The sequence below is a fragment of the Sporomusa sp. KB1 genome, assembly GCF_007830295.1.
Lineage (GTDB): Bacteria > Bacillota > Negativicutes > Sporomusales > Sporomusaceae > Sporomusa.
Genome location: NZ_VLKC01000002.1, coordinates 2,370,109 through 2,385,880, shown reverse-complemented (window position 1 = coordinate 2,385,880; position 15,772 = coordinate 2,370,109). Strand labels below are relative to the sequence as shown.

Genomic DNA, 15,772 nt, shown 5'->3' with positions numbered 1-15,772 from the left:
CGCACCGGAAGACGCTGCAGCGCCGCGTACACGGATCGTACGCAAGCAAAGCGTCTGAAGAGCAACAACGCAGATGGGCGTTAATGGACAGTTTTAGTTATGCGCTGAATGGCATACCCATCAGTCGTAACAGCTCTCTAGCTTCCTCGTCAGTCTTGGCGGTAGTAACGATGATAATTTCCATACCGCGAATCTTATCTACTTTATCATACTCGATTTCAGGGAAAATCAGTTGCTCTTTGATACCCAAGGTATAGTTTCCGCGACCATCAAAAGATTTGGGGCTTATACCGCGAAAATCTCGAACCCGTGGTAATGAGATGTTGACTAATTTATCAAGAAATTGATACATCCGCTCTCCACGCATAGTAACTTTGGCACCAATTGGCATACCTTCACGAATTTTGAACGCAGCAATTGATTTTTTTGCTCTGGTTATGACCGGTTTTTGGCCGGCAATGAGTGTCATATCGTTTACCGCTGCGTCGAGAACTTTGGGGTTGCCTACAGCTTCACCAACACCCATATTAATAACTACTTTCTCGACTTTGGGGATTTCCATAACATTTTTGTAGCCAAACTTCTGCATCATAGCCTGTGCTACTTCGTTTCTATATTTTTCTTTCAGTCTTGCAGCCATGAGTTAACCTCCTTTCCGGAAAGAATGGTTTTACTTATCTTTATCAATAACTTCGCCGCATTTTTTGCACGTGCGTGCAAACGCGCCGCTACTTAATTGCGTTTTTTTGATGCGTGTAGGTTTGTCGCAAGCAGGACATACCAGCATAACTTTGGCCGATGCAAGGGCAGCTTCTTTTACCATAATGCCGCCTTGGGGCGCCTTCTGGCTGGGTTTTGTATGACGTTTTACTTTGTTTACGCCTTCAACCACAACTTTGCCTTTTTTAGGCAGAGCCTCCACAATTTTGCCTTGTTTGCCTTTATCTTTACCCGACAATACAACTACTTTATCGCCTTTTTTAACATGCAATTTCTGGGCTTCGGACACTCCGGACACCTCCTTAATCTAGATAACTTCCGGCGCCAGTGAGATAATCTTCATGAAATCTTTGTCCCTGAGTTCGCGTGCTACAGGTCCAAATATCCGTGTACCTCTCGGGCTTTTATCATCTTTTATAACAACTGCTGCATTTTCGTCAAACCGGATATAGGAACCATCCGGACGGCGCAGTCCTTTACGAGTACGAACAACAACGGCTTTAACTACATCGCCTTTCTTGACAACGCCACCGGGTGTAGCGTCTTTAACAGCAGCTACAATAATATCACCAATGTTGGCATAGCGGCGGTAAGAGCCACCCATTACGCGGATGCACATAATCTGCTTTGCACCGGTATTGTCAGCAACATTCAAGATAGTCTGTTGTTGAATCATAGTGCTTATCCTCCTTCCTTATGCGGCTCGATGCACTTGGCATCTTGAGCGTTAGAAGCATATTCTTGGTGCTATGCTCGTATTATTTTGCTTTTTCCAAAACTTCTACTACACGCCACCGTTTTTCTTTAGATAATGGACGCGTTTCCATGATTTTGACAGTATCCCCAACATGGCTTTCATTATTATCATCATGGGCTTTAAATTTAACAGTTTGTTTAATCAATTTATGATACAGCGGATGGCGTACTAAACGTTCAACCGCTACTACTACTGTTTTTTCCATTTTATCACTTACTACTTTACCGATACGGGTCTTGCGGTCGTTTCTTTCAACGGTCACTTTTGCTGCCTCCCTTCATCCTCACTTCTATAATGCCCTTACTATTGAGCCTTAAGTTCACGTTGACGCTGAACGGTTTTAATGCGGGCAATTGTTTTCTTGACGGCAGGAATCCGCATAGGGTTATCCAGTTGACCGGTTGCATGTTGGAACCGTAAGTTAAACAGCTCTTCTTTCAGTTTGTTTAAATTTTGGTCAAGTTCGGCGGCACTCATTTCGCGGATATCATTAGCCTTCATTTACTTCACCACCCGCTTTAGCATTAGCACCTGGTGCGTCCATATCCAAATTCGCGGTATCCTCCCGCGTAACGAACTTGGATTTAATCGGCAGCTTATGCGCAGCAAGGCGCATAGCTTCACGCGCTATTTCTTCAGGCACGCCATCCATTTCAAACATTACACGGCCAGGCTTAACAACAGCTACCCAATATTCTGGTGAACCTTTACCACTACCCATACGAGTCTCAGCAGGCTTGGCAGTGATCGGTTTATCTGGGAATATTTTTATCCAAACTTTACCGCCCCTTTTGATGTAACGGGTCATAGCAATACGGGCTGCTTCAATTTGGCGGTTGGTAATCCAAGCCGGTTCAAGTGCGACAAGTCCGAATTCACCATGGGAAACAGTAATGCCTTTAGTGGCTTTACCAGTCATACGTCCACGGAATTGTTTGCGATGTTTTACTCTCTTTGGAATAAGCATTATTATTCGCCCCCTTCAATGGCGGCAGCGGCAACAACAGTTTTCTTGGCTTCAGGCAGAACTTCACCTTTATAAATCCAAACTTTTACGCCGATACGACCATAGGTGGTATGAGCTTCGGCTGTGCCATAATCAATGTCGGCACGCAGTGTATGAAGAGGAATGCTGCCCTCACGATAGCTTTCGGTACGGGCAATTTCAGCACCACCCAAACGTCCACCTGCCGTTACTTTGATTCCTTTGGCACCCATACGCATTGTACGGGTTACTGACTGTTTCATCGCCCGACGGAAAGCAATACGCTTCTCGAGCTGAGCGGCAATGTTTTCAGCAACCAATGTGGCATCAAGCTCAGCCTGTTTAATTTCAGCGATGTTAACATCAACACTTTTGCTGGTAAGATCTTTTAGCCATCTTTTAATATTTTCAATTCCGCTACCGCCGCGACCAATGACCATACCAGGCTTAGAGGTATGAATGGTAACTTTCACCCTATTTGCCGCACGTTCAATAATGATTTGCGATACATTCGAAGTGTAAAGTTTTTCTTTCAGCAAAGCACGGATTTTAATGTCTTCATGCAGGTTTTTAGCATAGTCTTTGTCGGCATACCATCTTGCGTCCCAAGTCTTGATAATGCCAAGGCGAAGACCATGTGGATTGACTTTTTGACCCACTAATTTTCCCTCCTTCGTCCTTAGTTTATCTCTCTTTAACAACCAATGTTACATGGCTGGTACGTTTTAAAATTTTGAATGCTTGACCGCGTGAGCGCGGATGAATGCGCTTTAATGTCGGACCTTGATCAACAAATACCTGCGATACATAAAGTGCATCAGTATTCAAATCACAGTTGTGTTCAGCATTGGCGACAGCCGATTTAAGCACTTTTTCTACAACTTCAGCTCCAACTTTCGGAGTGTATTTTAGTATTGCAAAAGCTTCGCCCACGTCCTTGCCGCGAATTAAGTCAACAACAATGCGGATTTTGCGGGGAGCAATACGAATGTGTCTGGCAATTGCTTTAGCTTCCATTATTTAACCCCCTTCCGGCTATAAGTCCCGGATTTTTGCTAAGCGAATTATTTTACCCCGGTAGACCGTTCAGAACCGCCGTGGCCTTTATATGTCCGAGTTGGCGCGAATTCGCCAAGTTTGTGCCCTACCATATCTTCGGTAACATATACTGGTACATGCTTACGGCCATCATGAACAGCGAGGGTGTGTCCGATAAAAGTAGGCAGGATGGTCGAGCTGCGCGACCAGGTTTTAATAACTTTTTTTTCATTTTTAGCATTAAGTGCATCAATCTTCTTAGTCAAGCTTGCATGCACATAAGGCCCTTTTTTAATTGATCTTGACACCTAAAATAGCCTCCTTTCGCTACGTTCGCGGGTTCGTTCATTCGTGATTTCTCACTATTGGCTCATCCCCCGAACATTTAAACCTCGACTTATCGACCTGTCGTCTGCCTCGAACTACGTCTCTTAACGATCAATTTGTCAGAAGCTTTCTTTTTACGTGTTTTTGCACCCATAGCACATTTACCCCACGGAGTAACTGGATGCTTACGGCCAACAGGTGAACGGCCTTCACCACCGCCATGCGGATGGTCACACGGGTTCATAGAAACACCGCGGTTAGCAGGACGGACGCCCAGCCAACGAGAACGGCCAGCTTTACCAATGGTGATATTTTCGTGTTCAAGGTTGCCTACCTGACCAATAGTAGCCCGGCAATTAATATGAACTTTTCTAAGTTCACCAGATGGCAATCTGAGAAGTGCATGACTGCCTTCCTTAGCCATAAGCTGAGCAGACGCACCGGCTGAACGAACCAATTGGCCGCCTTTACCGATTTTCATTTCAATGTTGTGAACTTGGGTACCTACCGGTATATTTCTAAAAGGTAAAGCATTACCAACCTTGATATCGGCTTCAGGGCCGCTCACGATGGTATCGCCTACTTTAAGACCGTTAGGAGCTAGAATATAACGTTTCTCACCATCAGCATAGCTTAAGAGAGCAATCCGTGCTGAACGGTTCGGATCATATTCAATAGTGGCAACGTTTGCAGGAACGCCATCTTTATTACGTTTGAAGTCAATAACACGGTACAGACGTTTATGTCCACCGCCTTGATGTCGAACAGTTAAACGACCTTGCTGGTTACGACCGGCGTGTTTTTGTAGACGCTCGGTAAGAGAACGCTCGGGACGATCTACGGTAATATCCGAAAAATCGGCTACCGTCATAAATCTTCTGCCAGGAGCGTATGGTTTAAAACTTTTAACTGGCATGTATGCCCCTCCTTTTTTAGAGAATTTGGTTATACACCTTCAAAGAATTCGATGCGCTCGCCGGCAGCCAATTTGACAATGGCTTTTTTGAAGTCCGAACGTTTGCCGATATTCTTACCCATACGTTTGGTTTTACCCATTACCCGAATGGTGTTCACGTTAAGAACTTTTACTTTGAAGATTTGCTCAACAGCTTGACGAACTTCAACTTTATTAGCTGTAAGCGGCACAATAAATGTATATTTGTTCTCAGCCATCAATGCATTAGTTTTTTCAGTAATGTATGGTCTGAGGAGAATGTCGCGTGGATTTGCCATTATGCCAGCACCTCCTCAATCTTAGCGACTGCCTCTTTGGTTACAAGTACCTTGTCATGATGAAGAAGATCAAAAACATTCAGTCCAATAGTTCCGATAGCTTTAACACCAGGAATATTGCGGGACGATTTTGCAACATTTTCATCATTATCAACAGTGATAATTAGAGCTTTTGCTGGCGCTTCAAAGTTACCAAGGAAATTTACTACATCTTTGGTTTTTGGCTCAGCAAAGTTAATACTTTCAACTACCAGTAATTCACCGTCGTTGACCTTGGCGGTCAGTGCCGATTTAATTGCTAAACGACGAGCTTTACGAGGCATACTAAACTTGTAGCTGCGCGGATGCGGTCCAAACGCAACACCGCCACCTACCCACAATGGAGACCGAATGCTACCAGACCGCGCCCGGCCGGTACCTTTTTGTTTCCAGGGTTTTCTGCCACCACCACGTACCATAGATCTGGTCTTAGTTGCGTGATTACCTTGACGCTGGCTTGCCAGTTGCATAACTACGGCCTGATGAACAACAGCTTCATTTATTTCTACGCCAAATACGCTATCATTAAGTTCCATTTCACCGGTTTTTGCACCGGTCATGTCATATACTGCCACTTTCGGCATATAGCACGTCCTCCTTTCGATGCTCGCAACCTGTACTCTACGACAAATCGCAAAGCTGCAAGCTGCGATTACTTATTGGGTTTTACTGTATTTTTAACAATGACGAAACTGCCCTTAGGTCCGGGAACAGCACCTTTAACCAGTAAAAGGTTACGAGGTACATCAACGCGAACTACTTGCAGCCGCTGTATGGTGACTTTTTGTCCGCCCATACGACCTGGGAGTTTCTTACCTTTAAATACCTTACCGCCGCCACCACTCATCCGGGAACCGATAGTTCCTGGCTCACGATGGGATTTAGAACCGTGCCCCATAGGTCCGCATGCAAAGTTGTGGCGTTTAATGGTACCAGCAAAACCTTTGCCTTTAGCAGTACCTGTTACATCAATAAGTTCACCTTCGCCGAACACATCAGCACTGAGAACTTGACCTACTGTATATTCAGAGGCTCCAGGCAGGCGCAACTCACGGATAAATTTTACCGCTTTAACGTTGGCCTTGGCAAAGTGGCCCTGCATAGGTTTGTTAACATTCTTCTCTTTAACAGCGCCAAATCCAAGTTGCACTGCATTGTAGCCATCATTTTCAACTGTCTTGTTTTGCACTACGACATTGGGACCGGCTTCAATAACAGTAACCGGAATAACTCTACCCTCAGCCGTAAAGATTTGGGTCATGCCCAGTTTTTTTCCTAAAATTCCTTTAGCCATATTATCGCACCTCCTCTTACAGCTTGATTTCGATGTCCACACCAGCCGGCAAGTCGAGACGCATTAAAGCATCTACGGTCTTAGGGGTCGGCTCCAGAATGTCAATAAGACGTTTATGTGTCCGCATTTCGAATTGTTCGCGGGAGTCTTTGTTGACATGGGGTGAACGCAAAATAGTAAAAATATTTTTCTCTGTAGGAAGCGGAATAGGGCCAGAAACCATAGCGCCGGTACGTTTCGCGGTCTCGACAATCTTGGCCGCACTTTGGTCAAGCGCCTTATGGTCATATGCCTTAAGGCGGATTCTGATTTTTTGTTGTTTAGCCATTTATTTATTCCTCCTTATCGCCCAGTTTCTCTGAACGGACATTCTCGGTGGAAATTTCCCCGCGCGTGCGGGCCACCTTCCACGTCATCGCCGGTCAATATCCTGGTAAAAGGCGGCATCTGCCGCCCTACCAGATATTATATTTATAAAAAGAGATTATTCTTCAACAGCAGTTACAACACCAGCGCCTACTGTACGGCCGCCTTCACGGATAGCAAAACGCAGACCTTCTTCGATAGCAATTGGGGTAATAAGCGCTATGTTCATTTGGATGTTATCGCCAGGCATTACCATTTCTACACCTTCTGGCAATGTAACAACACCTGTTACGTCGGTTGTTCTAAAGTAGAATTGCGGACGGTAACCGTTAAAGAACGGGGTATGACGGCCGCCTTCTTCTTTGGACAATACATATACTTCGGATTTGAATTTGGTATGCGGTTTAATGGTACCAGGCTTGGCTAATACTTGGCCACGCTCGATTTCTTTACGCTCAACACCTCTTAAAAGTGCACCAATGTTGTCACCAGCTACTGCCGAATCCAATAGTTTCCGGAACATTTCTACACCAGTTACTACTGTGGATTTCGGTTTTTCGCTCATACCAACGATTTCTATGGTATCGCCTACTTTTACTACGCCACGCTCTACACGACCGGTAGCTACAGTACCACGACCAGTGATAGTGAATACGTCTTCCACAGGCATCAGGAAGGGCTTGTCAGTAGCACGTTCCGGTGTTGGAATATATTCGTCAACTTTGGCCATCAGTTCATGGATTTTGCCACACCATTCGCATTCAGGGCTCGCGCAACCGCAGTTAAGTACTTTTACAGCAGAACCTGATACTACTGGAATGTCATCTCCTGGGAATTCGTAGCTGGAGAGAAGTTCACGAACTTCCATTTCTACTAGTTCCATCAGCTCAGCGTCATCAACCAGGTCGGCTTTGTTTAAGAATACAACCATGGCAGGTACGCCAACTTGGCGGGACAGCAAAATGTGTTCGCGAGTTTGCGGCATCGGGCCGTCAGCTGCCGATACAACCAGGATAGCACCATCCATCTGCGCTGCGCCGGTGATCATGTTTTTAACATAGTCAGCATGGCCTGGGCAGTCCACGTGGGCATAATGGCGAGCTGCGGTTTCATACTCAACGTGAGCTGTGTTGATGGTGATACCGCGTTCTCTTTCTTCTGGTGCTTTGTCAATCATGTCATAAGCCATGAACTCAGCGCCGCCGTGTTTTGCCAATGTCATGGTAATGGCAGCAGTCAGCGAGGTTTTGCCATGGTCAACGTGACCGATAGTACCAATGTTAACATGTGGTTTGTTTCTTTCAAACTTTTTCTTAGCCATTTGAGTGTTACCTCCTAAGTTTATTACTTTAATGTTTTAGGTAAACAATTAAGCGAGCAAGTTATCAGCCTTTGTTCTTAGCGGCGATAACTTCGGCAATATTTTTAGGAACTTCTTCATAATGATCAAATTCCATGGAGTAATTACCACGTCCTTGCGTCTTCGAACGAAGGTCTGTTGAGTAGCCGAACATCTCAGACAGCGGCACAAATGCTTTTATCGATTGTGCACCAGAACGTCCTTCCATACCTTCAATGCGGCCCCGGCGGGAGTTTAAGTCGCCGATAACATCGCCCATGTAATCTTCAGGTACAACAACTTCAACTTTCATGTATGGTTCAAGAATAACCGGGCCCGCCTTAGAACAACCAGCTTTAAAGCCCATTGAACCCGCAATTTTGAATGCCATTTCTGAGGAGTCAACGTCATGGTACGAACCATCATACACAGTAACCTTGATGTCAACCATTGGGTATCCAGCCGATACGCCAGTGGCCATAGCTTCTTTAACACCGGCTTCAATTGGGGAGATGTATTCTCTAGGAATAGCACCACCGACAACTTTGTTCTCAAAGATAAATCCTTCTCCTGGCTCCAGTGGTTGAATTTCCAACCAGCAATGACCATATTGGCCACGCCCACCAGACTGACGAACAAATTTACCTTCAGATTTAACCGTTTTACGGATGGTTTCACGGTAAGCAACCTGGGGTTTACCCACGTTACATTCTACCTTGAATTCTCTAAGCATCCGGTCAACGATAATCTCAAGATGCAATTCGCCCATACCTGAGATAATAGTCTGACCGGTTTCCTGATCAGTATACATCTTGAAGGTAGGGTCTTCTTCTGCCAGTCGATTGAGAGCTACGCCCATTTTCTCCTGGTCAGCTTTAGTTTTGGGCTCAACAGCTATAGAAATAACAGGGTCAGGGAAAACCATGGATTCAAGAACAATTATGTTTTTATCATCACAAAGGGTGTCCCCGGTAGTAGTATCTTTAAGGCCTACTGCAGCAGCGATATCTCCGGTATAGACTACTTCGATCTCTTCCCGGTGATTAGCATGCATTTGCAGAATCCGTCCAATACGCTCCCGTTTGCCTTTTGTAGAGTTATATACATAAGAACCAGAAGCTAACTGACCGGAGTATACCCGGAAGAATGCCAACTTACCAACATAAGGATCAGCCATAATCTTGAAGGCCAACGCCGAGAACGGTAAGTTATCATCTGCCGCACGTTCACCTTCTTCACCAGTCTCAGGGTTAACGCCCTTAATAGCTGGGATATCAGTCGGTGCAGGCATGTAGGCAACTACTGCGTCCAAGAGCGGTTGCACGCCCTTGTTCTTGTAAGATGACCCGCACAGCACCGCTGTCATCTTGCAGGCAATGGTGGCTTTACGGATAGCCGTTTTGATTTCCTCGACAGAAATTTCTTCCCCTTCGAGGTATTTCATCATTAGTTCATCGTCGCTTTCAGCAACAGCATCCAAGAGGTTTTGACGGAAAGTCTCAACATGTTCAGCCATATCTTCAGGTATATCAGTAGCTTCACTTACCTTACCCAGATCGTCGGTATAGACAACAGCCTTCATTTCAACAAGGTCAACAAACCCTTTAAAGGTATCTTCAAAACCGATGGGCAGTTGGATCGGTACAGCATTAGCACCTAGTCGAGTCTTCATCATGTCGACAACCCGGTAAAAATCAGCACCGGTAATGTCCATTTTATTAACATATGCCATACGGGGAACGTTGTATTTATCAGCTTGACGCCATACAGTCTCAGACTGTGGCTCTACGCCACCTTTGGCGCAAAAAACCGCAACTGAGCCATCAAGTACTCGCAATGAACGTTCTACTTCAACTGTAAAGTCCACGTGTCCTGGCGTGTCAATGATGTTAATACGATGCCCGTCCCATTGGGCTGTAGTGGCCGCAGAGGTAATAGTGATACCTCTTTCTTGTTCTTGCACCATCCAGTCCATAGTCGCAGCGCCATCATGTACTTCGCCGATTTTGTGTACTCTGCCAGTATAAAACAGAATGCGTTCAGTGGTAGTGGTCTTGCCGGCGTCTATATGTGCCATAATACCGATGTTCCGCGTCTTTTCCAGTGGAAACTTTCGGGCCACTATTTTCACTCCTTAGTATCGTGAGTTCGCATGTTCGTTTAGACACAGGGGTTGCTTACGCAACCCTACTCGGTCTGAACTCGAACCCCAGACCTTGAACTTCAAATTTTACCAGCGATAATGTGCAAAAGCCTTATTAGCTTCAGCCATTTTATGGGTATCTTCACGTTTTTTAACAGACGCGCCAGTGTTATTAGCAGCATCCATCAATTCCGAAGCAAGTCTTTCGTGCATGGTTTTTTCGCCGCGCAAACGGGAATAGTTAACCAGCCAGCGAATACCCAGTGACATTTTGCGGTCAGGCCGCACTTCTACAGGAACTTGGTAGTTAGCACCACCTACACGGCGAGCACGAACTTCCAGAACCGGCATAACGTTTTTCAGCGCAACTTCAAATACTTCCATCGGATCTTTGCCTGTTTTGGCGCGAATGGCTTCAAACGCATCATATACAATATTTTCAGCAACACCTTTTTTGCCGTCTAACATAATTTTATTGATAAATCTTGTTACAAGCTTGGAACTATATACCGGATCCGGCAATACATCCCGCTTGGGAACAGCACCTTTTCTTGGCATCAGTATCCCTCCTTCTTCCAAAAATCTGCAGCAGGTCTAAGTAATTATTTCTTGGCAGCAGCGGCCTTTTTAGCACCGTATTTCGAACGGCCCTGACCACGTTTGGCAACACCAGCGGTGTCAAGAGCTCCACGAACAATGTGATAACGCACACCTGGCAAGTCTTTTATTCTGCCGCCGCGGATAAGTACAACCGAGTGTTCTTGCAAGTTGTGACCAATACCCGGGATGTAGGCAGTTACTTCAATGCCGTTAGTCAAACGTACGCGAGCAACTTTACGGAGTGCAGAGTTAGGTTTTTTAGGAGTAGTTGTATATACCCTCGTGCATACACCACGTTTTTGTGGACATTCCTTAAGTGCAGGAGCAGTAGACTTTTGCAGTAACGACTCCCGGTTTTTGCGCACTAGCTGATTAATTGTTGGCATGTTATTAAGCGCACCTCCTTCCCCAATCTCGTTATTTATTATTAAAAATTTCAGCCACCGACAAGCAAGTGGGTAAAATTATTAACGACCTGTCCCTATACTGACTTATTTCAATAATGCTACAGCCGCCGCAGCTACTTCAATACCACAAGCTTTTCCCAGTTCAGTCATGGTTGACTGATCGTCAACCTGGACTGCTTTTTGATTACATAGCAGCGCAAGTGGAGCAACTACCCGTCTATCAGCATCAGCAGCAAGGTATACCTTGGTAGCCAGACCTTTTTCCACAGCTCGCACCGTTTGTTTAGCACCAATGGCTTTCTTGCCACTCTTGAAAGCTTCCAGTTCTTCACTGTTCACGGCGTCCAACTCCTTCGGAAAAATGCAATATTCCCAAGACACTCTAATATATTATCATTTTGGTTTCTAAATGTCAATAAAGTATTAGAGTTTCTGCGGATATTTATAACCACTATACCGGGTGTATCATAATACTAAAACTGGGAACGGTGTAAACCGTCCCCAGTTTTAGTATAGTTAGCAATTTGTATGCTTATTCAACAGGGAATTCTTCCATCACCGGATCAGAAACAACTTTTTTTAATCGAATATTACGGTAACGACTCATGCCTGTACCAGCAGGAACAAGTTTACCAATTATAACATTCTCTTTAAGCCCCAGTAGTGGATCAACCTTACCTTTTATTGCAGCTTCAGTGAGCACGCGTGTGGTTTCCTGGAAGGAAGCCGCAGATAAGAAGGAATCAGTGGCCAGCGAGGCTTTCGTAATACCAAGAAGAATGGGTCTGGCAATGGCGGGTTCGCCGCCAGCTTCAATTGCCTTAGCATTTTCCTCTTCAAAGGTATTCAAATCAATATACTCGCTTGGCAGAAGATCGGTGTCGCCTGCTTCTTCCACCTTGACTTTGTGGAGCATCTGACGAACCATAACTTCAATGTGTTTGTCGTTAATTTCAACACCTTGGGATTTATATACTTTTTGAACTTCGTACACCAGATACCGTTGCGTGGCTTTTAGCCCGCTAACCCGCAAAATATCATGAGGATTAACGGCACCCTCAGTCAGACGATCGCCTGCCTCAACCATTTGACCTTCGCTGACAATTAGTCGTGAGCCATAAGGTATTGGGTATACACGTTCTTCACCCAAGGACGCGTCTGCCGGATAAACAGTGACTCGGCGCATACCTTTGATTTCTTTTATTTCCGTCCTACCGTCAACTTCAGTAATAATAGCCTGACGTTTTGGTTTGCGGGCCTCAAACAATTCTTCTACCCGCGGCAAACCCTGGGTAATGTCGTCACCGGCAACACCGCCGGTATGGAACGTTCTCATTGTAAGCTGAGTACCAGGTTCACCGATCGACTGAGCAGCAATAATACCGACAGCCTCACCGACATCAACCATGTGGCCTGTGCCCAAGTTACGGCCATAGCAATTAATGCATACACCATAACGGGATCGACAAGTGAGTACTGAGCGGATGGAAACCTTATCACGTACTTTAACAACCTTCTCAGCCAATTCTTCCGTAATCAGGTCACTAATTTTGACAATAGTCTCACCAGTGGCTGGATCAATAATATCTTCGGCCGCCATTCTGCCGACGATTCGGTCTTTAAGTGATTCAATTACACCAGAGCCTTCTGTGATAGCCTCAACTTCAATTCCTCTAACATTATTATTCCGCACTTTTACTTCTTTAACAGAGCTAGCTAAAACAGCTTCAATATGCTCTTCGGTAAACGGCGTATCAGCAGGAACAAGCTCGACACCATCTCTGGTTTTGATGGCCTCTGTTGTGTTTTTCCCAAGCATCTCGCGGATCATAGATTCTTTGAGAGCAGCGCGTACTTTCTCTTCTGGTGCACCCAGAACAATGGTTTCAGCAACTGCACGGCCGACATCTTCTTCTATTTCATCTGCCTGACCTTCAATCATGATTTCCGGAACACCATTTTCACCAATTAAGCGCAAGGCATCTTCGTTAAGCAGTGTTCCTTGGGGCAAAATTATATCTACTGTTTTGGGATCTAATACATCCTGGGCCAAAACTCTGCCTAACAAGCTATCTTTCAGCATATCAATTGCCCCAGCACTTGACTTAGCTAAACGAGCCCGTTCACGCACTAGGTTAAGTCCGACAACATCGCAATCTTCTTCGCGAACAATAACGTCTTGGGCGACATCAACAAGACGGCGGGTAAGGTAGCCAGAGTCAGCTGTCCTAAGTGCAGTATCTGCCAAGCCTTTACGTGCTCCATGCGTAGAGATAAAGTACTCTAACACGGTCAAACCTTCACGGAAATTAGCTTTAATTGGCAAGTCAATGATTCGCCCAGAAGGATCGGCCATAAGACCCCGCATACCAGCCAACTGACGTATCTGCTGAATATTACCACGGGCACCGGAGTTAGCCATCATATATACCGGATTAAAGCGATCCAGGCTGTTCATGAGCGCTGTGGTAACATCATCAGTCGCCTTGGTCCAAAGATCAATCGTCTTTTTATAGCGTTCATCATCGGTAATCAAGCCGCGACGGTACTGTTTATCAATAGTGTCAACCTTTATCTCAGCCGTTGCCAAAATTTCTTTCTTGGCAGCTGGAATCTTGATGTCTGAAATCGCTATGGTTATCCCGGCGCGACAGGCAAACGAGAAACCAAGACGTTTAACAGCATCTAGTACAACTGCTGTTTTGGCATTCCCAAAAATTTGGTAAGAGTCAGCAACTAATTTACCAAGTTGCTTTTTGTCCATTATCTTACCTAAATGCCACCCATCGTCCTGTTTGGAAAAATGTCTGAGCTCTTGCGGCAATACTTCATTAAAGATCACTCGACCTAATGTGGTATGTACCAAACCATAGCCGTCTAAACGCATTTTTATTTTTTCATGCAACCCCAGAACCTTATGTTGATACGCTAACAAACCTTCATTTAAGCTTGAAAAAGCTCTGATTTTACCATCCTCAGGTTCTTTTTCAATCGTTAAATAGTAAGCACCCAATACCATATCCTGGGTAGGCGTAGCTACCGGCCTGCCATCTTTGGTGGATAAGATATTATGAGCTGACAGCATAAGCATGCGTGCCTCGGCCTGGGCCTCGGCCGACAGTGGTACATGCACTGCCATTTGGTCGCCGTCAAAGTCCGCATTATAGGCAGTACATACCAAGGGATGAATTTTAATAGCCCGGCCTTCGGATAATACCGGTTCGAACGCCTGAATACCAAGTCTGTGCAGGGTCGGTGCACGGTTTAGGAGTACGGGATGTTCTTTGATGACCTCTTCCAATACATCCCATACCTCAGGACGAACCCTTTCCACCATCCGTTTAGCACTTTTAATATTATGAGCATGACCGGCATTAACCAGCTTTTTCATAACAAAAGGTTTAAACAGTTCCAGCGCCATCTCTTTAGGCAGACCGCATTGGTGTAACTTAAGTTCCGGACCAACTACGATAACCGAGCGTCCAGAATAGTCAACCCGTTTGCCCAAAAGGTTTTGCCGAAACCGCCCTTGCTTACCTTTAAGCATATCACTCAAAGATTTTAAAGGACGATTACCAGGACCGGTGACAGGACGACCACGTCGTCCGTTGTCGATAAGCGCATCCACAGCTTCTTGCAACATGCGTTTTTCGTTGCGCACGATGATATCAGGCGCACCTAAATCTAACAGTCTTTTTAGGCGGTTATTGCGGTTGATTACCCGGCGGTACAGGTCATTTAAGTCAGAAGTGGCAAACCGTCCGCCATCCAACTGAACCATGGGGCGTAATTCCGGCGGAATGACAGGTACTACGTCCATAATCATCCAGGCTGGGTTATTTCCTGATTTACGGAAGGCTTCTGTAACTTCCAAACGTCTAATCGCCCGGATTTTACGCTGTCCGCTTACTTCTTTTAGTTCCTGGCGGAGTTCACGACTCATCTTTTCTAAATCAAGTTCTTCCAGCAGCTTTTTGACAGCTTCTGCACCCATGCCAACCTTGAATGCACTGCCATATTTATCACGGTGTTCTCTGTACTCATTTTCGTTTAAAAGTTGCTTTTTCATAAGCGGCGTATCGCCTGGATCAAGCACAATATAGGAAGCAAAATATAAAACTTTTTCCAGTGAACGTGGCGAGACGTCCAAAATGAGTCCCATCCTGCTGGGTATACCTTTAAAATACCAGATATGGGAGACTGGTGCAGCCAGCTCAATATGCCCCATCCGGTCACGCCGAACTTTGGATCGAGTTACTTCTACGCCACAACGATCACAAATAATACCTTTGTAACGAATCCGCTTATACTTACCGCAATGACATTCCCAATCCCGAGTTGGCCCAAAAATCTTTTCACAGAACAAACCCTCTCGTTCGGGTTTTAGCGTACGGTAATTAATGGTTTCTGGTTTTTTAACTTCACCGTGCGACCACTTAAGAATTTGCTCCGGTGATGCCAGACCAATACGCATTGAATCAAAATTATTTACGTCTAACAAGGGGTTATCGCTCCCTTCTAACT

Annotated in this window: 20 protein-coding genes; all 20 read right to left on the bottom strand. The window is 45.3% G+C overall.

Going from position 1 to position 15,772, the window contains the following annotated elements; translation table 11 throughout:
• Nucleotides 1-97 precede the first annotated feature (97 nt).
• The 20 genes from rplE to rpoC all read right to left on the bottom strand — a co-directional run bounded on the left by rplE (nt 98) and on the right by rpoC (nt 15,749).
• A complete protein-coding gene (gene rplE / locus SALPA_RS14750) occupies nt 98-640 on the bottom strand; it encodes a 50S ribosomal protein L5 (RefSeq protein ID WP_145095463.1) in 543 nt (180 codons plus the stop codon).
• A 30-nt stretch (nt 641-670) separates the two neighbouring features.
• On the bottom strand, nt 671-1,009 hold the full coding sequence (gene rplX / locus SALPA_RS14745; protein WP_145095460.1) for a 50S ribosomal protein L24: 339 nt from the start codon (nt 1,007-1,009) through the stop codon (nt 671-673).
• 18 nt (nt 1,010-1,027) lie between these two features.
• On the bottom strand, nt 1,028-1,396 hold the full coding sequence (gene rplN, locus SALPA_RS14740; RefSeq protein WP_021168703.1) for a 50S ribosomal protein L14: 369 nt from the start codon (nt 1,394-1,396) through the stop codon (nt 1,028-1,030).
• An 82-nt stretch (nt 1,397-1,478) separates the two neighbouring features.
• Complete coding sequence (gene rpsQ, locus SALPA_RS14735) at nt 1,479-1,739, bottom strand: 30S ribosomal protein S17 (protein ID WP_021168702.1); 261 nt, start codon at nt 1,737-1,739, stop codon at nt 1,479-1,481.
• A 41-nt stretch (nt 1,740-1,780) separates the two neighbouring features.
• Nucleotides 1,781-1,978 carry a 50S ribosomal protein L29 gene (gene rpmC, locus SALPA_RS14730; RefSeq protein ID WP_021168701.1) on the bottom strand — a complete coding sequence of 66 codons (198 nt, stop codon included), beginning with the start codon at nt 1,976-1,978 and terminating at the stop codon, nt 1,781-1,783.
• Complete coding sequence (gene rplP, locus SALPA_RS14725) at nt 1,968-2,444, bottom strand: 50S ribosomal protein L16 (RefSeq protein ID WP_255451212.1); 477 nt, start codon at nt 2,442-2,444, stop codon at nt 1,968-1,970. The genes rpmC and rplP overlap by 11 nt, the downstream gene beginning before the upstream one ends.
• Before the next feature lie 2 nt (nt 2,445-2,446).
• Nucleotides 2,447-3,121: a 30S ribosomal protein S3 gene (gene rpsC, locus SALPA_RS14720; RefSeq protein ID WP_145095457.1), complete on the bottom strand. Its 675-nt coding sequence runs from the start codon at nt 3,119-3,121 to the stop codon at nt 2,447-2,449.
• 25 nt (nt 3,122-3,146) lie between these two features.
• On the bottom strand, nt 3,147-3,479 hold the full coding sequence (rplV, locus tag SALPA_RS14715; protein ID WP_145095454.1) for a 50S ribosomal protein L22: 333 nt from the start codon (nt 3,477-3,479) through the stop codon (nt 3,147-3,149).
• 47 nt (nt 3,480-3,526) lie between these two features.
• Entirely contained in the window at nt 3,527-3,808 is a 282-nt protein-coding gene (rpsS, locus tag SALPA_RS14710; protein ID WP_094607424.1) for a 30S ribosomal protein S19, read from the bottom strand.
• Between the two features lie 89 nt (nt 3,809-3,897).
• Complete coding sequence (gene rplB, locus SALPA_RS14705; protein WP_145095450.1) at nt 3,898-4,743, bottom strand: 50S ribosomal protein L2; 846 nt, start codon at nt 4,741-4,743, stop codon at nt 3,898-3,900.
• Nucleotides 4,744-4,772: 29 nt separating this feature from the next.
• Complete coding sequence (gene rplW, locus SALPA_RS14700) at nt 4,773-5,060, bottom strand: 50S ribosomal protein L23 (RefSeq protein WP_021168695.1); 288 nt, start codon at nt 5,058-5,060, stop codon at nt 4,773-4,775.
• Complete coding sequence (rplD, locus tag SALPA_RS14695) at nt 5,060-5,683, bottom strand: 50S ribosomal protein L4 (protein ID WP_145095447.1); 624 nt, start codon at nt 5,681-5,683, stop codon at nt 5,060-5,062. The genes rplW and rplD overlap by 1 nt, the downstream gene beginning before the upstream one ends.
• Nucleotides 5,684-5,751: 68 nt before the next feature.
• Nucleotides 5,752-6,393, bottom strand: a complete 642-nt coding sequence (gene rplC / locus SALPA_RS14690) for a 50S ribosomal protein L3 (protein ID WP_145095444.1) — start codon at nt 6,391-6,393, stop codon at nt 5,752-5,754.
• A 16-nt stretch (nt 6,394-6,409) separates the two neighbouring features.
• Nucleotides 6,410-6,721 carry a 30S ribosomal protein S10 gene (gene rpsJ, locus SALPA_RS14685; protein ID WP_021168692.1) on the bottom strand — a complete coding sequence of 104 codons (312 nt, stop codon included), beginning with the start codon at nt 6,719-6,721 and terminating at the stop codon, nt 6,410-6,412.
• A gap of 156 nt (nt 6,722-6,877) precedes the next feature.
• Nucleotides 6,878-8,080, bottom strand: a complete 1,203-nt coding sequence (tuf, locus tag SALPA_RS14680) for an elongation factor Tu (RefSeq protein WP_145095417.1) — start codon at nt 8,078-8,080, stop codon at nt 6,878-6,880.
• A 64-nt stretch (nt 8,081-8,144) separates the two neighbouring features.
• On the bottom strand, nt 8,145-10,220 hold the full coding sequence (gene fusA, locus SALPA_RS14675) for an elongation factor G (RefSeq protein WP_145095441.1): 2,076 nt from the start codon (nt 10,218-10,220) through the stop codon (nt 8,145-8,147).
• 108 nt (nt 10,221-10,328) lie between these two features.
• Nucleotides 10,329-10,799 carry a 30S ribosomal protein S7 gene (gene rpsG / locus SALPA_RS14670; RefSeq protein ID WP_021168690.1) on the bottom strand — a complete coding sequence of 157 codons (471 nt, stop codon included), beginning with the start codon at nt 10,797-10,799 and terminating at the stop codon, nt 10,329-10,331.
• Between the two features lie 44 nt (nt 10,800-10,843).
• On the bottom strand, nt 10,844-11,227 hold the full coding sequence (gene rpsL / locus SALPA_RS14665) for a 30S ribosomal protein S12 (RefSeq protein WP_021168689.1): 384 nt from the start codon (nt 11,225-11,227) through the stop codon (nt 10,844-10,846).
• A 105-nt stretch (nt 11,228-11,332) separates the two neighbouring features.
• Nucleotides 11,333-11,587, bottom strand: coding sequence for a ribosomal L7Ae/L30e/S12e/Gadd45 family protein (locus SALPA_RS14660; RefSeq protein WP_186451078.1), 255 nt, complete (start codon nt 11,585-11,587; stop codon nt 11,333-11,335).
• A gap of 193 nt (nt 11,588-11,780) precedes the next feature.
• Complete coding sequence (gene rpoC / locus SALPA_RS14655) at nt 11,781-15,749, bottom strand: DNA-directed RNA polymerase subunit beta' (protein ID WP_145095437.1); 3,969 nt, start codon at nt 15,747-15,749, stop codon at nt 11,781-11,783.
• Between the last annotated feature and the right edge of the window lie 23 nt (nt 15,750-15,772).